We start from the raw sequence: 22,894 nt of genomic DNA, 5'->3' as shown, positions 1-22,894 counted from the left end.
TATATTATATAGCGAACAAATCACTCGGTTTTATTAACTTGCATAATCCTAAACAGTATTATAAAATATATATTATATATCATTTCTTTACCACGTGATTATATAGCGTAATCTAACTAATAATTCCACCCATATGGCGGCTTTAGCGATGAAGCTGAGGTGGGCAAAATGAGGAGGTATTGTAATGGCAATAGACAATGAAATAGAGGGAAAATATCTTACCTTTTGGACAGATAAACAGATTTTTGGCATTTCATGCATTGATGTTGTGCAGATTATTGGCATCCAGGAAATCACGGAGATTCCAGAATTCCCAATATATGTCAAAGGTATTATTAGCCTGCGGGGTAACATCATCCCTGTTGTCGATATACGCCTGTACCTGGGGAAAAAAGAAAAATTCTATGACGAGCATACGTGCATTATTGTTATTAAGATTGATGACCATCTGTTGGGTATGATTGTTGATAGTATCAATGAGGTCACTGATATTCCAGATGAAGATATTCTCCAGCCTCCGCAAGTCTCTCATGATTTGGACAGCGTTTATCTAACAGGTATTACTAAGCATGACAACAAGGTCATACTACTATTGAACACACAGAAAATCCTCAGCGTCGACCAATTGGAGGCTATTACTCAATCTATTTGAGTTCTTAGAGGTAGAAAAGGCCGTATATAGTTGCACGGTCTTTTTTGATACTCAAAAACACTAACAAAAGTTGGATCCTTTTCATCAATTATAGAGTTCTCTTTCCATAAAAAAAGAATGAAATAAATCATTCTTTTAAAATTTCAAGAATTTTCTAACTGATACAAAACTTCCAATCAAGCCAACACCACTACCTAAAGCTACCAATAATCCTGAACATTGCCAAATAAATGGGAATGGTTCTCTTAATGACAACATCGATGGAAGCAATCCTACAGCTCCCTGGTAAACCATGTTATAACCAAAATAAACAACAAGAATAGGAACAATTGCACCTAAAACACCAATAAATATACCTTCTAACATATATGGTAAACGGATATACCAGTTACTTGCTCCTACCATACGCATAATACTAATTTCAGTTTGTCTTGATGTAATTGTAATCTTAATCGTATTGGCAATCATAAACAAGGCAACAACTGTTAATCCAACAACAAAGATAGCACCACCATTTCTGACTGTTTCCAAAGTATTAACAAGTGAGTTTGTTGAACTTCCTCCTGAATTCACTTCATTAACATGATCTAAATCTGCAATTTGTTTAGAAACTTTATCAAGTTGTTTTGCATCTTTGACTTCTACCACATAAGCTGCTCCTAATGGATTATTCTTACGATAACTTTCAAATAACTTTTTACCATCATCATTTTGTGATTCAATCATTTTATCTAATTCTTCATCTTTTGAAGAGAAAGTTGCTTTTTTCACGCCATCAATCTTTTCAATAGTTGGCTGTAATTTTTTAGCATCAGCATCTTTAACATTACGATCCATTTTCACATAAATAGTTAAACTATCCTCAATGCTGTAAGTCATATCCTGAATATTAATCGCAACCACACTAATCACAGCAATTAAAACCAATGTAATTGTAACTGCAAAGATTGATGAAACAGACATTACACCATTTCTCCAAATATTCTGAAATGCAGTTTTACAATGTTTTGGGAAGTTTTTAATACAACTAATTAATTCCATCTACATAACCTCCTGAACTTGTATCTGTCTTAATACATCCATCTTCAATTAAAATTGTTCTCTTTTTATATTTTTGAACAATTTCTTTATCATGTGTAACGACTAAAATCGTTGTATGATTGACTTCATTAATACGCTCTAACAATTCAATGATTTCTATTGATGTATCTGGATCTAAATTACCTGTTGGTTCATCAGCAATTAAAACTTTAGGGTTATTAACAATCGCTCTTGCAATGGCTACACGCTGTTGCTGTCCACCAGATAACTCATGTGGAAAAGCATTGGCCTTATCTTCTAATCCAACCAATTCTAATGTTCTTCTAACATTTTTTCTTATTTCTACTTTTGGTGTATCTGTCACTTCTAAAGTAAAAGCAATATTTTCAAAGACTGTTTTCTTTGGCAATAATCTAAAATTTTGAAAAACTACTCCAATATTTCTTCTAAAATAAGGAACCTTACGGTCTTTAATTTTAGAAACATCCTGTCCAGCCACAATTACTTTACCTGATGTTGGTTTTTCTTCTCTATATAACAACTTAATAAAAGTAGATTTTCCTGCTCCTGTTGGTCCAATAACATAAACAAATTCACCTGGACCAATATCAACATTCATATTGTTAACGGCTCTTACACCAGTTTTATAAACTTTTGTAACATTTTCGAGTTTAATCATCTTATCACGCTCCTTTGTACATTATAACACATATTTTGTCTAAAAAAATGGAAAATAACGGTTTTTTGACGTTTATAAATTTACCCATATTTTCCCATACAATCATCTTTATATATTATCTTTCATGATTCTACAATATGTTTATGAATTCCTCATGTCTCGTTTTTTTAATTTTTACAAGAGTTCAATTTCTATTCTCATTTAATGAAAGCAAATCGTGTATTTTAAACTTATTGACAAAGTGATAAAGAGATGTTACTGTTCGCATAGAAAAGGAGGTCTTTATGAAAATAAGAGTAATGACAATCGATGATTATGATATGGTTTATCAGCTCTGGTTAAATACTCCTGGTATGGGCTTAAATCATATTGATGATTCAAAAAAAGGAATTCACAAATATTTATTAAGAAATCCTCATACATCTTTTGTTGCGATAGAAAACAATCAGATTATTGGTGTTATCATGAGTGGTCATGATGGACGTAGAGGGTTTATTTATCATTTATCAGTTGCTACTCATCAGCGTCATAAAGGAATTGGTTCAACTCTTTTACAATCTGCCATGGATGCTCTTGAATATGAAGGGATTCATAAAGTTGCATTAGTGACTTTCGCTGATAATCAGGTGGGTAATCAGTTTTGGGAAAAAAATGGATTTATTATTCGAGATGATTTATTTTATAGAAACAAAGCAATTCACCCTTTAAAAGTCATCAAACCATAAATTATTTTTATAAATTGATGATAGATATTTGTTTTAATACATATTTTTTGTATAATAATAAGGAGAGGTGAGAAATGTGAGAAAATGTCCAAGATGTCATAAGGAAATGAAAGAAGATTGTTATTTAAAGGATGAAGCACAAGCAATTAGTGATTACACAATTGTAGAAAAAGATGAAAATTTCAAAAAAATAAATCATCCTTTGAAAGCTGCTATTTGTAAAATTTGTGGTTATGTTGAGTTTTATGTGGATGTGGATGAGGATTAAGGTCCTCTTTTCATTTAATTTCATATTTTTGTTATCTTTTTTACACCTATTCCTAAAAAAATGTTATAATGCTTTCGCAAAGGACGTGATATAAATGTGTGGAATCGTAGGATTCGCTCCAGTGAATGAAAATGCATCTGATATACTGAAAAAGATGATGGACCGTATTGCTCATAGAGGACCTGATGGTGAAGGGCAATTTGTTGATGATTATGTTGCTTTAGGGCATCGCCGTTTATCTATTATTGATTTAGCTGGTGGTAACCAGCCAATGAAAACCAATCATCTTGTTGTGGTATTTAATGGTGAGATATATAATTATTTAGAATTAAAAAAGGATTTAGAAGCAAAAGGGCATCACTTTCAAACAAATAGCGATACAGAAGTGCTATTACATGGATATGAAGAATATCATTATGATATTGTTAATCATTTAAGAGGAATGTTTGCTTTTGCACTGTATGATACATCAACACATGAATTATTTTGTGCAAGAGATCATTTTGGAATTAAACCTTTTTACTATTACTATGATCAACAGCATTTCTTATTTGCTAGTGAGATTAAGGCTTTCTTAGATCATCCAGATTTTAAAAAGGAATTAAATAAAGATGTTTTAGATATTTATTTAAAAATGAATTTTGTGGCTGGTCAAGACACTTTCTTTAAAAATGTAAAACAATTATTACCTGGTCATTATTTGATTTATAAGAATCAAAAAATTGAAATGAAACGTTATTATTCTATTCAGTTTAAAGATCAATACAAAAATGATCAAGAAATGATTGATATGATTGATCAAATTATGAAAGATTCTGTTAAACATCATTTAATTGCTGATGTAGAAGTTGGTTCATTTTTAAGTAGTGGTATTGATTCTTCATATCTTGTTTCATTAGCAAGACCACAGCATACATATACTGTAGGTTATAATGATGAAAGATATAATGAAATTGGTTATGCCAAAGATTTAACAGAGCAGTTAGGTATTGAGAATAAAAGTAAGATTATTACAAAAGAAGAATATTTAAATATTTTACCAAAAATTATGTATCACTTAGATGAACCAACAGCTGATCCTGCTGCCGTTGCTTTATATTTTGTAAGCGAACTCGCAAGCCAAGATGTTAAAGTTGTTTTATCTGGAGAAGGTGCAGATGAATTTTTTGGTGGATATAATACCTATCGTGGTGATATTGATAGTGGCTGGTATGGTAAAATTCCTTTTGGAATTCGTCATCTTATTTCTAAAATATGTAAACATTTACCAACAATAAGAGGTATTCCATTCTTAATTAGAAATGGTGAACGTATTGAAGATTATTATGTAGGTGTTAATCCAGTTTTTTCTCAAAATGATTGTAAGCATTTGTTACGTGATACATCACACTTACATACTCAACAGGATATTGTTGCACCTTTATTTAAAAATCTAGGAAAAGCAACACCGATTCAAAAGAGACAAAATGTAGACTTACAAACATGGTTTATCAAAGATATTTTACAAAAAGGGGATAAAATGACTATGGCTCATTCGATTGAAAGTCGTGTTCCTTTTACTGATAAAGAAGTTTTTGATGTAGCAAGCCAATTAAAAGATAATCAAAAAGTCACAAAAGAAAATACAAAAGTTCTTTTAAGAGAAGCAGCTAGAAAAGTTATTCCTAATGAAGCTTATAAGAAAAAGAAACTTGGTTTCCCAGTTCCTTTAAGAGAATGGATGAGGGAAGATGATCTTTATCAAAAAGTTTATGATGGTTTACAAACACCAATTATTAAAGAATTATTTGATGATCAAAAATTAATATCAATGTTAAATGACCACCAAAGTCAAAAACATGACTATTATAAGAAGATTTGGACAGTCTATTGTTTCTCATTATGGCATCAAGTTTTCTTTAGTGAAGAATATCAAAAGCAAGCCTAGGCTTGCTTTTTAGTTATATTTAACAATATTTAAACACTGTGGAACAATTGAAAAATCATATTTTTCATAGTTCACTTCTTCACCATCTACATTACAACTATATTCACAAGTCACTTTCGCATTTTTGACTTTAAAATAATGAACATCCTTGCGCCCATCTAATTTACGTCGGACTAATCTTTCAACCATATATGGAATTTTCCATTTAGGAACTTTATCTACAATGCATATATCCATATAACCATCATCAATAATCGCATGTGGGATAATTTGGAATCCACCACCATAATATTGGGCATTATTAACTGTACATAGAATCATATCTCCCTGATAAAGCAATTGATTATCACTAGTCACTTTAACCTGATGATTATCATAACGTAATGTATTTTGTAAAATAGATATAATATAACTTTTAGAATCAGGTACAAAAGGAATATGAGGTGTATCATGAACATGATTGGCTATCACACTATCTAATCCAAAACAAGCAGCATTGATATAATAAGTCTCATTTAATTGTATGACATCTATCTTCTTAGCAGGCAATGTCAGTGATTGTTGTAAAAGAAAAGATGGATTTTTTTCTTTTGTAAGTGTACGACAAAAATCATTTCCTGTTCCTAATGGAATGATAACAACTTCATGTGATGTCAAAACAAGTTTTTGTATCAGTCCATTAATTGTTCCGTCACCACCAATTATATAAAGTCGGACTGTTTGTTTTAATTGTTCTATGTATTTTTGACTATCCTGTAAAGAATTTCGATAAACAATCTCATAATCATAATCTTTCATGATTTTATGAATAACTTGCTCAAAATCGTGATGTTTTTTTGTATATTTCATCATAAAAATATGTTTCATTTCCCCTCACCTCATTTTTATTATATCGAAAATTTCTATTGCTGAATAGCCTTAGTCATATATCTCAAAAAATTTCCTTTTTGAATGGTCGCCTGATCAATAATTCGATACCCAAGTTTTATTAAATCTTCATTCATATCGATATGACTAACCAAAGTAATCACTGGTGCTAAAGACACTGCCCCTTTTAATAAATCTATTTGTTGCTGATGTGTAAAAGGGCTATAAACACCATAGGGAATATCCAAAATAACGACATCATAATGTTCTTTGAGAAAACGCATATCCTGTTTTTGGATGATTTCACCTTGATAGCCAAAATGTTCCAAATTCATTCTCGCCTGATAAGAGACTTCACGATTAATATCAAATCCTTTAATATCAATTCCCATACTCAACGCTTCCAAAACGACTGTTCCAATTCCACAACAAGGATCAACAACTTTCAATGAAAGATCATGACCAACTGCAATATTGACCAATGTTCTAGCATCTCTAATATTCAGAGAATGTGAATATGAATAAGGTTTTTCGTAATATTCATTCCAATTTGTCTGATTATGATAAATACCAAAATACCATATATCTTTTAACTTTGTAATCGCAAAAATGATTTCAGGGTTTTGGATATTGACTGAACCATCTATAGGAAAAGCAATTTGTCGACATTTTTCTAATGACTCCTGATACTCTACATGTGTTATTTCATTTTTAAGATAAATCACTTTAAATTCATAGTAACACATTTTTTTATCTTTTATATATTGAATAATTTCATCAAAATCATTTGACGATTTTATAATATCTAGTCGACCTTTTATAAAGACACTTCTTGTATAATCAAAACACTGATGAGTCAAATAATACTTAGAAATCATTTTTTCATGAAACAACTGTTTAAATTCCATTTCACATATGGCTTGTTCATTTGGTGCATAATTATAAAAATATAGGTATTTTTTCATGTTTTTCCTCTTTCTATTTCTTACATTTTTGTTATGTTTGTTTTTTATAGTATACATAAATTATGAAATGTTGTAAAATGAAGATACATTTTGGGAGGTGAAGCTTATGTTTGGAATTGATTATTTAAAAAAACATTTCACTCATAACCAAAGATATATTATCGTCGCAATCTTATCACTCTTTTTACCGTTTTATATGTGTGCGACTGTTATTATATTTTTAACAGTTCGTTTATTGTTAAAAGGAGAAATACAAGAAGCTTATCGAAATACACCAAAGAGTCAATTTATTCTTTATTTTAGTGGTTTGAGTCTGATTGTATCACTTTTTTATCAGAATTATTATGGTGCTGCTTGTTCGATTGGGATTTTAGCTATTTTGTCTTTTGTTTTGTATTATCGTCAGCATATTACACCTGAATTATTTGAATTCATAACGAACTGTATTATTGTTTTAAGTGTTTTTGCAGCCATGTATGCTTTGATTGAATACATTGGTATTTTAAATAAGTTTGATATAGATCAATTAGAAATACGTTTTTTTAATAAACCTCAAGATCGTATTAATTCAGTATTCTTTAATGCGAATTATTATGCTATGATGATTGAATTCTTTGTTTGTTTAACTTTTTATAAAATATTAAAAATTGAAAATATAAAAAAAGAATGGAAAAAATTTGCTTATTACCTATGTGTGATTGGTATTAATTTGTTTATGCTTCTATTAACTGCCTGTCGAACTGCCTGGCCTGCTATTGCGGGAGGGATTATGATTATGTTAATTATTGATAAACGTTATAAGACCTGTGCTTTTATCTTTGGAGGGGTTCTTCTGGTTTGTCTTTATTTCCTTTTTAATCCTTCTCAGTTCCCACGTGTTGATAATATTGTTGCCTATTTTATGACACGACAGAATATTTGGGAAGTCGCTATTGCGAATATTAAAACCCATCCTTTATTTGGTGAAGGGCCAATGACTTATATGCATATCTATCCACTTTATCATGGGCATCCTACTGAACATGCTCATAGTATCTATTTAGATCCAGTATTATGTTTTGGAATTATTGGTTTATTAACAATTGTTCCATTTATTTGGAGCAATATCAAAAGATTATATTTATTATGGAAAAAGAAAATTGATAAAACAATGGTTGCATTAATGATTGCTTTTACCGTTATGATTTTTATCCATGGTGTTCTTGATTATACAATTTTCTTTGTTCAAACAGGATTCCTTTATTTATTAATTGCAAGTTCATTTGATGTATACAAAGAGAGCCTTGACTAAGTCAGGCTCTCTTTTACTTGGATCACTTTAAAAAGGAAACATTTCAAATGTATTTGCTTATTTTATGTGAAAGTTTTTATAAAGAAAATGAGAACAGATTCTCATATCCATCATCCACCTTTTTAAATGATTTTAATCATATTTTATTAAATCAATCCTAGTCTTTTAAATTCATAATAAACCCCATCATCTTCAACATTCTCACAGACAGTTGTTGCATGTTTCTTCAATTCTGCTGTTCCATTCCCCATAACAACACTATGTTGACAAGTTTGAATCATCTCATAATCGTTCATACTATCACCAAATCCAATTGTATCTTCTATTGAAAGACCTAATTGATTAACAACATATTCAACAGCTTTTCCTTTGTTTGTACCTTTCACTATAATTTCCCCATTAATAACATCTTTAGAAAAAATATCATGAACAATAAAATTAAAACGCTCTGATAATAATGCTCGAGGTTCTTCTAAGTTTTTCTCATCACGACACATAAAACAAAGTTTTTGAATTGGTACAGGGTTTATTTCATATTCTTCTATACTATGAACATTAAAACGTTCCTTTTGTTCATTTACCAATCTCTGTAATTCCGAATTCATATTTTCTTTTGCTATATGATGTTTAACAAACTCTTTATTCATTTCATCATCTTGAAATGTCATTTCTGTTGCTTCTAAATTATACATTAAATTATTTTTATCAAATACTGATCTTGCTAGTGTTAAATCTTCATGACTCAAACAAGACTCATAAACTTTTTGACCAGCAATTTCAATATAACCTCCAGCACTACAAATCGCACCATCAAACCCAATAGGTAATAGTGAACGTATACCTGCCTTATTTCTTCCTGTACATAAAAAAACATAATGTCCATTATTTCTTGCTTGTGATATTGCATTTTTAACTTTATAAGAGACCTCACCAGTTGGTAATGTGAGTGTTCCATCAACATCTAAAAATATAATTTTTTTATTCATAGTCTCACCTCTTTGATTAGTATATAGGATTTTTAAAGAAAAAGGAAGTTTCTTTCATTTTATGAACGAAAAGACAAAAAAAGAAGTGTCTAATTAACACTTCCCCATTGATTACATTTCATAACTTTCAACTAATTTATCTAATATCTCAATAATTTCATGATATTCATCTAAAGTGATATCACGTATAAGTTCATCATTGCTTTTTTTAATAACTCTTTTTATCTGTGGGTATAGTTTTTTTGTTGAATCTGTCAAATAAAGTTGTCCATCTTTTATCTCTATATAATCTCTTTTAACAAGATGGTCTAAGATATGTTGAATTAATCTTGCATCAATTTTCGTTTCATTTATCATTTCTTCAATTGACATACCTTCAGCATAATGTAAAGCCATTACAATTTGATAATCATCATGTGTTAAATGATAATCTTTTAATAACTCATTAATACGTTTTTTTCTTAAAGAATAAAGAATTGCAATCCTCTTTTCAATTCTATCCATTTTTATCACCCGTTTTCATTATAGACTAAGCAGATGAATTGAATGTTAATCAACTTATCATCACTTTGTATAATCATTATATAATATCGATTATTTGAATTCAATAGTTTCAATATCTTCATTAGTTTATAATCTAAAGGGTGTAATATCTCTTGTAATAGAAATTTGTTATATACATATACTTCTATTTTAATTATTATTCTGATAGATAACAGTATAGTCACCTGAACTATCTAAACTATATTGTCTTATCTCTTTAATATAATTGTCTGAATTATCAATTTTGTATTTATATCCAGAATATTCCCCAGATAATAACGAAAAATAGGCCTCAATACTATAAATACCATTATCTATCTCTTCAAATATAACCTTCCTAAAATAACCTACTGAAGTCGCTGAACTCATTTCTATTATAATATTTCCATTAAGAACTTCAACATCATTTTGATGGACAACAACAAGATAAGTCGTTTGTTGATCTAAAAATACAAGGCAACCAATAAATACCAGCACACAAACTAGAAAACATATCATCTTTTTCGACTTTACCATTTTAACACCTTCTCTTCTAACATATCCTGATAGACTTTCCAAGAATCTTCATCTTTCTTCTTTCATCATAAATTATAATTTAAGAATTTGATCTACTAAAGATTTAAATTGAATAGAAAGTTCTTTAGGTGTACCAATTAGATTATTAGCAGCATCCATTATCTCTTGTAAAACGACTAAATCTTCTCTCATAAATAATTCACATAAATATCGCTTCATTCTGCCATTATTATATTTTTCTAAAGCTATCATTAACAGAATTTTCCGTTCTTCATATTCTTGATACCAAACATCAAATCCATTTTCTAATATACAACTACAAACCTTAGCATAATGTTCATTCGTATTCAGATCACTGAAATCTCCGATTTTTTTTACTTTCTCACAAGGGAATTCTTTGCATAACGCACAATGAAGTATCTCCTTTTCCTTACAGCATTTAGCAATTTTACATGGTTCAGAATAATAACCATTTTGAGAGCAACCAGAACACGCACTACTCCCATTCACGATATGCCGATTACATAAAGCACACATAATTCCACAATATCCATAAGGTAAATCGTACATGGCAGCACCTCCTTTGAAAATTCAAATCAAATTTGTAATGTTTCTTATAACTTATATTCCAAAATGTATTATAAATTTATTTTCATCAATCGCTATATTTATTAAATTTGCTAGTTCTAATAAATGTATATCTTCATTTATTCTTTTATCTGACAAAATAATATCTTGAAAAGCTGGTAAAGACTCTGGTGGAATTAATGTGATTCCCCATCTATCAAGTGCCTGCGATGGCTGATTTAAATTATGAAAATATGTTTTTATTGTTAGCAATTGATTCCACCAATCATCAATATACTTATCATCATCAATATAAACAAGTTTCATTGATTCATCTATCACATATTCTCCATTATCAAAACATTCTATAATTCCAAATTCAGTTTTAATCATATCTTGCCTCTATAAATTCTACTTTCTATGATTCTCTCATTCAATTCTTTAATCAATTAATTAATCTTATATATTCACAACTTCTTAATCTATCTTATCAATTGTATTATATCATAACTACATAAAAACACATACGTGCATATTTTTCAATATTTAAAAACTGAGATCCAAACAATTCCAGTTTCAATTTGTGAGTATGGTGCTGACAATAAGGATCGAACTTGCAACCTGACCATTACGAGTGGCCTGCTCTACCAGTTAGAGCTATATCGGCAAGTTTTTTAGTCTTAAATTTTCCTTTTCAAATCCCCGAAACCCTTATAAAATAAAGATTATTCAAATTGTTCTGTCTTCTCTGGTTTGTTTTTGTCTTTTATAATTGGTCTGGAATTTTTGTGAAATTTTCTAATTTCTATTGGATGGTGTTAGATCCCGAGTTTGCCATGAATAAACCCTTTCTCGCCTTCATTCCTGTATTTAATAGTAAGTCTGTCAATGGTTCTTGTTGAGCATTTAAGTTTGATGACAACTCTTTTCTTATTACCGTTATTATCAACTAAATTTTTAATAATGTCATATTTATATTATTCGTTCATTCTTAGATCAACCCTTCTCATAATAACCTCCTCAAATAGATATGAAGTTAAAGTGTAACATAAATATTAATAATGTGATAACTATTTAAGACAAAATCAACTTTGACCATTAAGACACTATCATATTTGATTCACAAACATTAATTGAAATCAATATTATTATTGACATCATAAATTTTTTGATGATAATTTAAAAATAGATAGAGTATGATAAAACATAAGCATTTAAAACACTTATAATATAAAGTAAATAATAAAATGAGAAAATTATTTAAAAATTTTACGAAATAATAGTATTACTATAAATTAAGGAGGCAATATAATGAAAAGTCCCAAGATGACATTCGTAATGATTAGTATATTTGCGATGATTGAAATGTTTATGGCAATTGAAACGTATTATTTTTCCTTTATGCGGGAACCTGCAATTTTAGCCCTTTGTATTATGTCCATTACTTTCACCTATTTTATTGATACTTGGTTTTATTATATCTGGGGACTTTTTACAGGACTTGTGATTGTTGTTCCATTGATTATAGCTTTGTTTAATCATTCTACTAATACCACTGCCTATATTTATGATGGCGTCTTATCAGTATTCTTCTTTACTTATTTTGGATATAAGGTTTATAAGAAATTAAAGTCAACAAATTAAGGGAAGTGTGATTTTTTGATTTATATTTATTGCAAGTGTATTTTCAATGTTTATGGTTAAAGCTCAAAGTTATTCTATAACTTTGAGCTGATTGCATATATCAGATATTTTTATTCTATCTTTTATATTCTGTTAGATATGGGTTAATTTTGTTAGAAAACCCGTATCAAAAAAACATCGTTTTTTTCTTCATATACAAAAAAAGATGTATAATTTTATACACTCTAAGCAGACATTTTATAAATAAAAAGTTTAGAAGATCCTCTAAACCCTTTAATATATAAACCTTTAAAATTCATCGAAACAATAAAAATATAATTTGCGATGAAACTCACCGTTTAAAAAATGGTGCCGACAACAAGGATCGAACTTGCAACCTGACCATTACGAGTGGCCTGCTCTACCAGTTAGAGCTATGTCGGCATGTACTTATTATAACGCAAAAAGGAATAGATTTCCACTATTCCTTTGGTGCTAATTTTCTTAAAATGCCATTATTTTTTAATCTAGGTGCAATAGCAATATATATAGCTGATGAAATAATAACTGCTAAAATAGCATTTGTCGCAGTTGTTATAGCATTCCAAGAAGCTAATGCTTTTGCTGCTTTCTCAGGTGCTCCTAAAATAAATGTTGTATAGAAATATGACAAAATAGGTTCACCAACAACATTAAACAACATTCCAGCAAGTGCTGAAAGAATAACTGCTTTATATAAACGTTGTCCTTCTAATTTTTGAATGTGAAAGACTTTATGTGCTACTAATCCTGTAATAATACCAATCCCCATTTTTAAAATAATTGTCTTTGGTGCAACAATAACATAAGTTGGGTCTAATAAATCTCCAATTCCCATACCAATAGCCCCAGCTGCCCCTCCTGGAATACCGCCTAGTAATAAAGCCGCCAAAACACAAAATGTGTTACCTAAATGAAAAGATGTTGCTCCACCTGGTGTTGGAATTTTAATTTGCATAAAAGTAAATGCAATATAACACAAAGCAGACATTAAACCAATCATAACAATTTTTAATATTTTATTATTCATAATGAATTCCCCCTCTTCCTTGGGACAAGTATATATCTATTGTGGTTATATGAAAATATCCAGTTTTATATTTTTTTATATGACCAGATTTGTTATAATAAAACAGAGGTGATTTTATGTTAACTTATTCTTTCCCTAGTGATATGCATATAAGTATGTATGAATATCTTTACCAATGTATAAAAAAAGATATTATTGAGCTAAAACTTAATCCCCATGAAAAACTCCCATCTAAAAGAGCGTTTGCTAAAAATCAAAATGTAAGTTTAATTACTGTTGAAAATGCTTATAACCAATTACTCATTGAAGGGTATATTTATGCTATTGAGAAAAAAGGATATTTTGTCAGTGAAATTCAATATCCACCAACTGCTACCCAAAAAAAGGTACAATTACCGCAAGAAAAAGAACATCCTTTTATAATTGACTTAAAAACCAATTCTGTATCCCCTACGCATTTTCCTTTTTCTACATGGTCTAAATTAACAAGACAAGTCTTGTCATCACAAGAACCTTCATTACTTGCAAGACCTCCGCAACAAGGCTGTCTATCTTTACGAGAGGCTATCAGCAAGCATCTCTATGCATTTTCTGGAATGAATGTATCGCCCCAACAAATCATTATTGGGGCTGGTACAGAATATTTATATAATCTTGTCATTCAGCTTCTTGGGCGTCATTTGATTTATGCTTTAGAAGATCCTGGTCATCGAAGTATTTCTAAAGTTTATCAACTTAATGATATTACTTATCAATATATTCCATTAGACCAAAATGGCTTAAGTATTTCAGAACTCACCAAAAGCAAAGCCCAAGTTGTTCATATATCCCCTGCACATCATTATCCCACAGGTATTACTATGCCAATTAAAAGACGATTAGATATTCTTAAATGGGCAAATGATCAACAACATTATATTATTGAAGATGATTATGATAGTGAGTTTCGTTTAAGAGGAAAGCCTATATCCACTTTATATCAAATCGATCAAAATGAAAGAGTCATCTATATGAATACTTTTTCTAAAACTCTAGCACCTTCTTTTCGTATAAGCTATATGGTTTTACCTCCTCATCTTGTTCAATGTTTTCAGGAGAAACTACATTTTTATGCTTGTAGTGTCTCCAGTTTTGAACAAATCATTCTTGCTTATTTCATGCAGCAAGGCTATTTTGAAAAACATATCAATCGTATGCGTAATTCTTATAAACTCATTCGGGATGAATTTTTATATCAATTAAATCAAAGTTCCATTGCCAAACAAATTGAAATTACTGAAGAAAATGCCGGTCTTCATTTTCTTCTTCACTATCAATCTCACTATCATGATAACGACATAATAAAAAAAGCGTCACAAATAGGTTTACATATTAGTACGCTTTCTCAATTTTATGAACATCCCTATGATTCACATACATTTGTTATTAATTATTCTGGACTTTCTTTACAGCAAATACCTATTGCTGTCAAATTACTTAATCAGCTTTTAAATCATAATGAGATGAATTAATCAATTCATCTCATTATTTTTATGACTTTTTTTCATTTTATACTGATTTTGATCAGCCTTATTAAATAATGATTTAAAAGTATAATCATGCTCATTTGAATAAGCTATACCAATAGAACATGATAACGTATGACACTCATTATTAACCGTAAAACTTAAATGAATATTATCATTAATACGTTTAGCAATATTCATAACATCCTGCTCACTATCAAAGGTTTCTATAATCATAACAAACTCGTCACCACCAATACGGGCAACAATTCCTTTTTCACCTACAACTTGTACAAGGACATCTGCAATATTTCTTAAAGTTTCATCACCATAATCATGTCCAAATGTATCATTGATTAATTTAAAATCATCAACATCAATCATTAACAAAGCTATTTTTTGATGACGTGCTTTTTCTTCCACATATTCTCGAATAAATCGACGAGTATATAAACCAGTTAAATCATCATGACGAACATTAAACTCCAATGATAATTCATAACGTTTACGCTCATCTATATCTCTCACTGTGACAAATGCACAAATATCATGACTATTAGTAGGGGTATAAAGATTAACATCTATTTCATACCAACACTTCTGTTTATTTCCTAATTGGAATTCATAGGAGCGAAATGTTTGACCTTTATAAAAGAGCCCTTTTAATTTTTCTATATTAAATTCTGTCATAAATCTTTTGGCATCTTGAGGACTAACAAGTCTTTTAACTGTAAATTCAAGAAATCCTGTAAAAGTATAATTGCTTATATCATGGAATAAGTCTCGTTCATCATTAAAAACGATACTATCTTGAGATAAATTAATATCATAATAAATTCGTGAATGATGAAAGAGAGATTCGTAATATTGTTCTTGTTGAATTTTAAGTTTATTTTTATAAACTTCGTTGATATCTTCACCTATACCAATCGCATGATCAGGTTGACCCTGTTCATCAAATAAAACCCGATAAGAAATATGCATCCATTTATAAGTTCCATCTTTATGAATGCTTTTAAAAAGATAATCACAATCATTTCCTTGAGAAACCTTTTCATAAAATTCTTGATATCCTTTTTGATAATCAGGATGAATAATATTATTTTTAATAAAGAAAGCTGGAACATCATCAATAATCTCTTCATATCCTGCATCTTTTTGTACAGCAGCAGAACGATAAAGCTGTTTTGTTTTAATATTATAATCCCATAGACGTAATGATGTCTGTTCAAATGCTAAGCGATATCTTATTTCTGATAAAGCCACTTCCTTTTCGTGTTTTATTCTTTCAGATATATCATTAATTGTCACAACAACAAGATGACTCTCTTGTTTACGTGATAAATAATGTGCTCTCATTTCTAATGTCAACACTTCTCCATCAGTACGAATACCATGATATGTATGAATTTGTACCTGTCCTTGATGAACTGTCTGCCAAAGCGCATTTTCAATCAACGTTCGATCACTATCATCCAATAAACTCATAATATCAATATCCTGAATAGCTTGTTTTTCATCTATTTCGTATAACTGATAAAAACTCTTATTTGCTATAATAGCCTCTGCTTTATGCTCATTCAATTCAATCAGAAGAACAGCACTAAAAATATTATCCATAATCATATTATAAAGTGCATTTTTATCCTGCAATGCCTTTGCTAAAATCTGTATATCTCTATATGTATCAATATATTTTCCAATTTCAATCAACACTGCTTTTTCATGATCAGATAATTGTCTTTTTTCTCTTGAAGCAAAAACAACATCTCCAATATATTGTTTTTTATTGAAAATAGGTAAACAATACACATCTGTAATACCACCCTGTATATAATCCTGCCACTCATTAAAGTTATCATATTCATCTGTCAAATGTATAATCCCTTGATTTTGATAATAAATATCACAAATTTTTTGAGACTGATGTACATCTAAACTCTTCATATGAACAGGCATCTTAATTAATTCATCCAATTGATAATGAAGATAACATTTTATTGGTTGATGCATTCTATTCACTGAATAAACCATATCAAAATAAAGTGCTTTTCCAATATTTGCCCATACTTGTGTCACTGTTTGATAGAGAGCATTTTGAGCATCAATTGCTAACAAAGATTGTAAAACCATTTCATTTAACTTTTCATCTGTCACATTACGCAAAACACCCACTGCAAGTATCGGTTGATGGTATTCATCATAAATCGTTCGTGAAATAACTTCATACCATTGATAACTCTGATTAGAAAAATAAGGTTTTGCACGTAAACGACATTTATACTCTTCTTGCCCTGAAAGAAGTTCTAAAGCAATCTTTAAATCATCAGGATAAATATGATATCCTTCTTTAATTCTTTGAATATAATTAGGTACTTCGATTTTATTCAATTCTCCTGTTTTCTGATTAACATGAGAATCATAATAGCGCATACTTCCTGTTTTAAAGTCGTATTCAAAAATTTGAGCATCTAACTTTAAAATAGCACTTCTATACCAATTCACATCATCAACATGCTGAATATGATTTAAAATATCATCTATATTAATCAGTTTCTCAATATTATCTTTAGAATCTCCTTTATAAATAGCAGGATTATCATAAATAGCATACATTTCTTCTCGAGAAATTGGATGACTGTAATAATATCCCTGTGCTCTTAAACATCCAATTGAAAGTAAAAAATCAACTTGTTTTTTTGTTTCGACACCTTCAGCAATCACTGCTAAATTCAATTTTCTAGCCATAATAACAACTGATTCTAATATTTTCTCACTCTTTCCAGAAGTTTCAATTCCCTGAACAAACTGTAAATCAATTTTTAAAACATCTACTGGAACTTCTTTTAACATATTGAGCGAAGAATAACCACTTCCAAAATCATCCATTAAAATCAAAAAGCCACGCTTTCTTAATATTTCAACAACTTCAATCAACTGTTGAGGATCTTTCGTATAAGCTGTTTCAGTAATCTCTAACCTAAATAGTTTTGTTGGTATCTGATATTTATTCATAAGTCCTAATAATTGACTTTCAATATTAAGATATAATTCCATTCTAGATACATTCACTGAAACCGGTAATACATCATACCCTGCATCTCGTAATTTTCTTAAATCTTTACACACTTCTTCCCAAATATAATAATCCACTTGTGATATAAAACCATTTGATTCAAATAATGGTATAAACTCCTGTGGAGGAATGAGTCCCCTAGTTGGATGAACCCATCTAACCAAAGCTTCAAAACCAATGATATGACCTGTTTCAATATTATATTTAGGTTGATAGTAAGGGACAAATTGTCCCATTGCTAAAGCGGCATCCATTTCATTAATCATTGATTGTTCATCCATAATTGTTTGTCTTAAGACTTCCTGATATACAGTATAAGACGTTGAATAATTACCTTTAGCCTTTTTAGAAGCTAATAAAGCTCTATCACACATAACACTAACAGATAAAGACTTATCAGTGATTGGATATATGCCAAAACTCAAAATAATTTTCATATCTTTTGAAACGGCCTCTAATTGCCGATCAACAATCTTTGTCAAATCCTCATATGTCATACTCCCATGTTCCATCAAAATTACAAAAACATCATTATGTAAACGTCCTAATAACCAATGATAATCAATAGATACTTTTGCAAAAAGCTTGGCAATATAGCACAAAAGTCTATCTCCTTCGGCCGTTCCATAAAAATCATTAATCAACTTAAAACGATCAATATCAAAACAAACAAGATCATAATCCTTATGAATATCTCTTTGAAGAATATCTGCAGCCTTTCTTAAAAAGAATTCTTTATTATAAACACCAGTTAAAGCATCTCTTTCAAACAAATGATAACCTTGATTTTTATGCATATCTTGAATCGTATCTACAAATTCATCTTTTTCTATTGGCTTTTTCATATGTCCCATAATTCCTAAAAGCCCCATTTGCTTTTCAATATCTGGATATAATTCTCCTATTATCAAAATAGATAAATTCATAAAACGTGGATATTGTCTTACAAAACGTATAAGTTCAAAACCATCTGGAAAATCATCAATATCAACTATCATTAACATTAATGAAAGTTCATTGATTAGAATATCCTTAGCATCTGCCATATTATCTACACAATCAATAATATACTGTAAATGACATGCTTGATCTATGAATTCTAATACTTTCAAATCTTTACTTATCAGTAAAATATGTTCTTGATAGTCCATAATGATTCTCCTTCTATTATAATGATTACCTCATTATATCACATATTTTTGAGTTTTTTGATAAATTAAACTTTTTTAATAGAATAACCTATTTTTACTAAACTACTTGTATTCACACGATAGAATCTTTGAATCACACGTTGTGCAATTGTATGAACATCTTCTTCCTCATTACAAGTAATCAATGTTAAAAACTGTAATTCATTGATTCTAGTAAATGAATCAGTAGAACGCATAGTTTTAAAAATAATTTTTTTTAGTTTTAACATAATTTTCATTTCTTGATTTTCTGGATATGATTCTAAAGAAAATAAAATCAGATAATATGATAAATGATAACGTTTTTGATCACGTATTGCTTTTTCAAAAATATATTCAAACACATCAAATTCACAAAAGAAAGTATTGTCTCGCTGCTTTACAGTCAATAACTCTGTATAGATGTCATCAATAGCCGTCGTCTTTTTATTATTTAACATTAACTGATGAAACAATTCTCTAAACTCCTGATTTAATGTAAGTTTATACTTTTGTGCATATTGCTTAATTGTCACATCATAGTATTCTCTTGCTTCATGAAATTTTTGCTGACTGATAAGTGCTTTAAAATGGTAGTAATAGGCTTTTTCATACTCTGGTACCATTGCTGCAGCATGTTGTGTTATTCTAATGATACATGTATATTTTTCCTGTTCTAAAAAATATTCACAGAGTATTTCTACATAATAAAGATATATTTTTTTACAAAAATCATTAATATAAATAGCCCATTGTATTTTTGGAGACTGATAAATTTGTCCCTGATATAAATAAATAAGTTTTAAAGCCGTTAATTCTGTTTCCTGATTTATTTTTTTATTCTTTAAAACTTGATGCAGTTTAAAAAATTCTTCACAATCCACCTGATATGTATATGCTGGATTTAAAATATAACCATTTGCTGCAGTCACAATAAAATCTAAATTTTCTAATCCTGGTATCTCCACTAATTTCATGCGTAATCTATGGATAGAATATTTCATTGCATTACGAGGATTTTTATGATGAGACCAAATAGCTTCAATAATCAAATCATTAGAAAAAGCATTTTGACGATAATAAATTAACATTTCCAATAAAATAAGTAACTGTTTCCCCAAATAATCCGACAGAATAATTTCATTATCATTATAAATCATAACCAATCTAGAAAATAATGATATTTTTATCACTGGGCGATTTTCCAAATCTACTCCTCCTCGCTTATTATCTTCCTGTCTCATAAAATAAAGAAAACTGTATTACAAATACAGTTTTAATGACTTTCTTTAATTTCGATGATACTTTGTGTCATCTCATAGTGATCTTGTGGAATCAATTCATCAATATATTCCACTTCTCCAGTTTGATGATCATAAGGATCTCTTCTTAAAAACTGCTTTGATGGGTTTAAATCGCATTGAAATTCACATGCGCTAGGTATTCTAAATGGTTCTAAATGTCCAAAATAGAAATCACGACGTAACTTTGAACCATTACGATATCCGCTACCACCAAATGAGCAGTCTGCATAGAGCCAGCCATAAGGTGCAATATAAAATCTAGCCCAATCATGATTTCCAATTTCATGTGGTGTTGCATATAGTCCTGCCTGCCATGTTGCTGGTATCCCCGCAATACGACACATTGTTATAAAAAGAATTGCCTGTACACCACAATCCCCTTTCAACCCAGTTGCAACATATTCTGGTATAGGAGGTAAAGTTACATATTGTCTCACAAATGAATACATAATATGGCTTGTGATATACTCATATATTTTTTTAGCTTTTAATAGTGGATTGGTTTCTTCTTTAACAACTTCTTTTACCAAAGCACAAAGATAGGGTGAAAAAACAACATGTGGAAGTTTTTCATCCAAACAGCAATCAGGATGTTCATCTGTTACAATATTAGCATCCAACTCCTGATAAATAGAATGATTAATAAATTCATATTCTACACTAAACTCTTGATTATGTTCTAATGGTACTTCAAAATAAACACTTCGATGATTTGTATGAGAATCATTAATAAGTGTCGCTTCTGGCGTTGTTTTTATAATATGAAATTCTTCAACCTGAGCATATTCTATTGGAATTGGCAACCAAACACGAATCACTTTCCCAATCTTTTCATATTCTGGTTTTATTTTCAATGCAACTTTCACATGTATTTTATATGAAAGTTCACCTTCCTCTTTCATTTTTGTAATGACTTGATCCAACAATTCATAATTTGCATAAGATATTTCCTCTTTATGTCTTTGTGCATATGCTTTTCTTGTTTTTATTAAATTATCATAAAAATCATTCTTGAATTTCATGATGCCTTCTTCAAATATAAATTCAAAAGCACTCTCTTTAAACAATTCATCAAATTCACTTTCCTGAAAATCTCTTATTTTATCTTTAAGAATCTCTATAGCTTCATCTCTTGTATAAATATATTCTCTTTTCAAATCATCAATAATTTCTTTTTCTAATAATAATCGTTCTTTTAATTGTAAAGGAATATCTTTTTTGACTCTTATATCAATCATTTCCTTCAATAAATCAAATTGTCCATTCCACTTTAATTTCATTAAATCTTCTGGCAAAGGAATATTTAATGTTTTTATATCCATAAAATCACCTCGATAATATTATATCATGATTATCCCACAATCATAATATAAACTGCATCTTTTAATGGATTCGTAGAACTTTTTCTAATCATTTGATTAATATACTGAAATAATTCAGCATATAACTCCATTTTTATCTTACCATCACTTAAATAATTAACACCTTCTAAATATATTTCTAGATCATATGCTATATAATCTGACTTCATCACATCAAAATCTATATAATGGATATACTTTAATTGATTATTTCTTAACATATACACGATCATTTCTTCATCTAGATCCCGAATATTTTCTAATTCATTTCTTATCTCATCACCACACAATAAATGAAATGATTGTTCATACAAAAAATCATAAAGATATTGTTTAATAATTTCTGGTTTCATAACAAAGCCTACATATTCACTATTCTCATAAATATTATACAATGATAAATTAAAAGTATTTTCCAGTTTTTCTCTAATTTGTTCCATTGTATACTCCATTCCACCAAAATAATAATGTCCTGTCTTCTTCACTACTATTTTGGTTGCTATTGTTACATAAACATACTGTGCCATAATATCCTCCTAGTTATAATTAAAAAAAGTAAGAATCAAATTGATCCTTACCTCTCTAACATCCAAGAAACCCTGGTTTATTCCAGCTCTCGTCAGGTTTTTCATCCTGTAACATTTCTTTTCTGCTCAAAGTCATCTTCTATTTTTATTATATCATATCATTTGCTTAATGCAATATTTTTTCATTTTTAAAAATGATTTGCTTTCATTTCAATTCACAAGTAAAATAAAGA

At 29.4% G+C, this 22,894-nt stretch carries 21 protein-coding genes and 2 tRNA genes; 7 read left to right on the top strand and 16 right to left on the bottom strand.

Translation table 11 applies throughout. The features are described from left to right. Positions 1-184: 184 nt before the first annotated feature. Positions 185-652, top strand: a complete 468-nt coding sequence (locus BN1865_RS11630; protein WP_050637405.1) for a chemotaxis protein CheW — start codon at positions 185-187, stop codon at positions 650-652. Positions 653-787: 135 nt separating this feature from the next. Here the strand turns inward: BN1865_RS11630 and ftsX are convergent, their stop codons facing one another. Together ftsX and ftsE are read right to left on the bottom strand one after the other, a co-directional pair. Next, positions 788-1,693: a permease-like cell division protein FtsX gene (gene ftsX / locus BN1865_RS11625; protein ID WP_050637404.1), complete on the bottom strand. Its 906-nt coding sequence runs from the start codon at positions 1,691-1,693 to the stop codon at positions 788-790. After that, entirely contained in the window at positions 1,680-2,372 is a 693-nt protein-coding gene (gene ftsE / locus BN1865_RS11620) for a cell division ATP-binding protein FtsE (RefSeq protein ID WP_050637403.1), read from the bottom strand. The genes ftsX and ftsE overlap by 14 nt, the downstream gene beginning before the upstream one ends. 284 nt (positions 2,373-2,656) lie before the next feature. Here ftsE and BN1865_RS11615 point away from each other — a divergent pair, with 284 nt between their 5' ends. The 3 genes from BN1865_RS11615 to asnB all read left to right on the top strand — a co-directional run bounded on the left by BN1865_RS11615 (position 2,657) and on the right by asnB (position 5,292). Beyond that, entirely contained in the window at positions 2,657-3,097 is a 441-nt protein-coding gene (locus BN1865_RS11615; RefSeq protein ID WP_050637402.1) for a GNAT family N-acetyltransferase, read from the top strand. A 76-nt stretch (positions 3,098-3,173) separates the two neighbouring features. Then, a complete protein-coding gene (locus tag BN1865_RS11610; protein ID WP_050637401.1) occupies positions 3,174-3,365 on the top strand; it encodes a hypothetical protein in 192 nt (63 codons plus the stop codon). Between the two features lie 94 nt (positions 3,366-3,459). After that, the gene (gene asnB, locus BN1865_RS11605) at positions 3,460-5,292 is read left to right on the top strand and encodes an asparagine synthase (glutamine-hydrolyzing) (protein ID WP_050637400.1); all 1,833 of its coding nucleotides are present in this window, start codon (positions 3,460-3,462) and stop codon (positions 5,290-5,292) included. 9 nt (positions 5,293-5,301) lie between these two features. On the opposite strand, the gene BN1865_RS11600 is transcribed toward asnB, so the two are convergent. Further along, on the bottom strand, positions 5,302-6,159 hold the full coding sequence (locus BN1865_RS11600) for a diacylglycerol/lipid kinase family protein (protein WP_050637399.1): 858 nt from the start codon (positions 6,157-6,159) through the stop codon (positions 5,302-5,304). A gap of 35 nt (positions 6,160-6,194) precedes the next feature. Next, positions 6,195-7,124, bottom strand: a complete 930-nt coding sequence (locus BN1865_RS11595; protein WP_232780385.1) for a TRM11 family SAM-dependent methyltransferase — start codon at positions 7,122-7,124, stop codon at positions 6,195-6,197. A 106-nt stretch (positions 7,125-7,230) separates the two neighbouring features. On the opposite strand from BN1865_RS11595, the gene BN1865_RS11590 reads away from it, so the two are divergent. Then, on the top strand, positions 7,231-8,415 hold the full coding sequence (locus BN1865_RS11590) for an O-antigen ligase family protein (protein WP_232780384.1): 1,185 nt from the start codon (positions 7,231-7,233) through the stop codon (positions 8,413-8,415). A 146-nt stretch (positions 8,416-8,561) separates the two neighbouring features. Here BN1865_RS11590 and BN1865_RS11585 read toward each other — a convergent pair whose 3' ends face one another. From BN1865_RS11585 to BN1865_RS11560, 6 genes are all read right to left on the bottom strand, one after another. Beyond that, positions 8,562-9,401: an HAD family hydrolase gene (locus BN1865_RS11585; RefSeq protein ID WP_050637396.1), complete on the bottom strand. Its 840-nt coding sequence runs from the start codon at positions 9,399-9,401 to the stop codon at positions 8,562-8,564. Positions 9,402-9,512: 111 nt separating this feature from the next. Beyond that, a complete protein-coding gene (locus BN1865_RS11580; RefSeq protein WP_050637395.1) occupies positions 9,513-9,905 on the bottom strand; it encodes a MarR family winged helix-turn-helix transcriptional regulator in 393 nt (130 codons plus the stop codon). 189 nt (positions 9,906-10,094) lie between these two features. Then, positions 10,095-10,460, bottom strand: coding sequence for a hypothetical protein (locus tag BN1865_RS11575; protein ID WP_050637394.1), 366 nt, complete (start codon positions 10,458-10,460; stop codon positions 10,095-10,097). Between the two features lie 72 nt (positions 10,461-10,532). Beyond that, on the bottom strand, positions 10,533-11,030 hold the full coding sequence (locus tag BN1865_RS11570) for a DUF3795 domain-containing protein (protein ID WP_050637393.1): 498 nt from the start codon (positions 11,028-11,030) through the stop codon (positions 10,533-10,535). 51 nt (positions 11,031-11,081) lie between these two features. Next, a complete protein-coding gene (locus BN1865_RS11565) occupies positions 11,082-11,420 on the bottom strand; it encodes a hypothetical protein (protein WP_050637392.1) in 339 nt (112 codons plus the stop codon). 197 nt (positions 11,421-11,617) lie between these two features. After that, positions 11,618-11,694 (bottom strand) — tRNA-Thr (locus BN1865_RS11560). A 644-nt stretch (positions 11,695-12,338) separates the two neighbouring features. On the opposite strand from BN1865_RS11560, the gene BN1865_RS11555 reads away from it, so the two are divergent. Further along, the gene (locus BN1865_RS11555; protein WP_050637391.1) at positions 12,339-12,671 is read left to right on the top strand and encodes a hypothetical protein; all 333 of its coding nucleotides are present in this window, start codon (positions 12,339-12,341) and stop codon (positions 12,669-12,671) included. 346 nt (positions 12,672-13,017) lie between these two features. Here BN1865_RS11555 and BN1865_RS11550 read toward each other — a convergent pair. Then, positions 13,018-13,094 (bottom strand) — tRNA-Thr (locus BN1865_RS11550). Between the two features lie 37 nt (positions 13,095-13,131). Further along, entirely contained in the window at positions 13,132-13,719 is a 588-nt protein-coding gene (locus BN1865_RS11545) for an ECF transporter S component (protein WP_050637390.1), read from the bottom strand. Positions 13,720-13,835: 116 nt separating this feature from the next. Between BN1865_RS11545 and pdxR the strand changes: the two genes are divergently transcribed. After that, positions 13,836-15,230: a MocR-like pyridoxine biosynthesis transcription factor PdxR gene (pdxR, locus tag BN1865_RS11540; protein WP_050637389.1), complete on the top strand. Its 1,395-nt coding sequence runs from the start codon at positions 13,836-13,838 to the stop codon at positions 15,228-15,230. Here the strand turns inward: pdxR and BN1865_RS11535 are convergent, their stop codons facing one another. The 4 genes from BN1865_RS11535 to BN1865_RS11520 all read right to left on the bottom strand — a co-directional run bounded on the left by BN1865_RS11535 (position 15,231) and on the right by BN1865_RS11520 (position 22,661). After that, entirely contained in the window at positions 15,231-19,451 is a 4,221-nt protein-coding gene (locus BN1865_RS11535; protein ID WP_050637388.1) for an EAL domain-containing protein, read from the bottom strand. 65 nt (positions 19,452-19,516) lie between these two features. After that, complete coding sequence (locus BN1865_RS11530; protein WP_050637387.1) at positions 19,517-20,677, bottom strand: winged helix-turn-helix domain-containing protein; 1,161 nt, start codon at positions 20,675-20,677, stop codon at positions 19,517-19,519. Positions 20,678-20,745: 68 nt separating this feature from the next. Then, positions 20,746-22,095, bottom strand: a complete 1,350-nt coding sequence (locus tag BN1865_RS11525) for a transglutaminase-like domain-containing protein (RefSeq protein ID WP_050637386.1) — start codon at positions 22,093-22,095, stop codon at positions 20,746-20,748. Positions 22,096-22,124: 29 nt separating this feature from the next. Continuing rightward, positions 22,125-22,661 (bottom strand): hypothetical protein, encoded by a 537-nt coding sequence (locus BN1865_RS11520; protein ID WP_050637385.1) that lies wholly within the window; start codon positions 22,659-22,661, stop codon positions 22,125-22,127. Between the last annotated feature and the right edge of the window lie 233 nt (positions 22,662-22,894).

The organism is Candidatus Stoquefichus sp. SB1, assembly GCF_001244545.1.
Classification (GTDB): domain Bacteria; phylum Bacillota_I; class Bacilli_A; order Erysipelotrichales; family Coprobacillaceae; genus Stoquefichus.
This window is presented reverse-complemented; position numbering and strand designations above follow the sequence as displayed.

Excerpts from the sequence above, each read along its gene's own strand:
- pdxR (WP_050637389.1), top strand. The coding sequence starts at position 13,836 with ATGTTAACTTATTCTTTCCCTAGTGATATGCATATAAGTATGTATGAA.
- BN1865_RS11565 (WP_050637392.1), bottom strand. The coding sequence starts at position 11,420 with ATGATTAAAACTGAATTTGGAATTATAGAATGTTTTGATAATGGAGAA.
- BN1865_RS11535 (WP_050637388.1), bottom strand. The coding sequence starts at position 19,451 with ATGGACTATCAAGAACATATTTTACTGATAAGTAAAGATTTGAAAGTA.
- BN1865_RS11555 (WP_050637391.1), top strand. The coding sequence starts at position 12,339 with ATGAAAAGTCCCAAGATGACATTCGTAATGATTAGTATATTTGCGATG.
- BN1865_RS11615 (WP_050637402.1), top strand. The coding sequence starts at position 2,657 with ATGAAAATAAGAGTAATGACAATCGATGATTATGATATGGTTTATCAG.
- BN1865_RS11630 (WP_050637405.1), top strand. The coding sequence starts at position 185 with ATGGCAATAGACAATGAAATAGAGGGAAAATATCTTACCTTTTGGACA.
- BN1865_RS11545 (WP_050637390.1), bottom strand. The coding sequence starts at position 13,719 with ATGAATAATAAAATATTAAAAATTGTTATGATTGGTTTAATGTCTGCT.
- BN1865_RS11580 (WP_050637395.1), bottom strand. The coding sequence starts at position 9,905 with ATGGATAGAATTGAAAAGAGGATTGCAATTCTTTATTCTTTAAGAAAA.
- BN1865_RS11570 (WP_050637393.1), bottom strand. The coding sequence starts at position 11,030 with ATGTACGATTTACCTTATGGATATTGTGGAATTATGTGTGCTTTATGT.
- BN1865_RS11520 (WP_050637385.1), bottom strand. The coding sequence starts at position 22,661 with ATGGCACAGTATGTTTATGTAACAATAGCAACCAAAATAGTAGTGAAG.
- BN1865_RS11525 (WP_050637386.1), bottom strand. The coding sequence starts at position 22,095 with ATGGATATAAAAACATTAAATATTCCTTTGCCAGAAGATTTAATGAAA.
- ftsX (WP_050637404.1), bottom strand. The coding sequence starts at position 1,693 with ATGGAATTAATTAGTTGTATTAAAAACTTCCCAAAACATTGTAAAACT.
- BN1865_RS11590 (WP_232780384.1), top strand. The coding sequence starts at position 7,231 with ATGTTTGGAATTGATTATTTAAAAAAACATTTCACTCATAACCAAAGA.
- asnB (WP_050637400.1), top strand. The coding sequence starts at position 3,460 with ATGTGTGGAATCGTAGGATTCGCTCCAGTGAATGAAAATGCATCTGAT.
- ftsE (WP_050637403.1), bottom strand. The coding sequence starts at position 2,372 with ATGATTAAACTCGAAAATGTTACAAAAGTTTATAAAACTGGTGTAAGA.
- BN1865_RS11600 (WP_050637399.1), bottom strand. The coding sequence starts at position 6,159 with ATGAAACATATTTTTATGATGAAATATACAAAAAAACATCACGATTTT.
- BN1865_RS11575 (WP_050637394.1), bottom strand. The coding sequence starts at position 10,460 with ATGGTAAAGTCGAAAAAGATGATATGTTTTCTAGTTTGTGTGCTGGTA.
- BN1865_RS11585 (WP_050637396.1), bottom strand. The coding sequence starts at position 9,401 with ATGAATAAAAAAATTATATTTTTAGATGTTGATGGAACACTCACATTA.
- BN1865_RS11595 (WP_232780385.1), bottom strand. The coding sequence starts at position 7,124 with ATGAAAAAATACCTATATTTTTATAATTATGCACCAAATGAACAAGCC.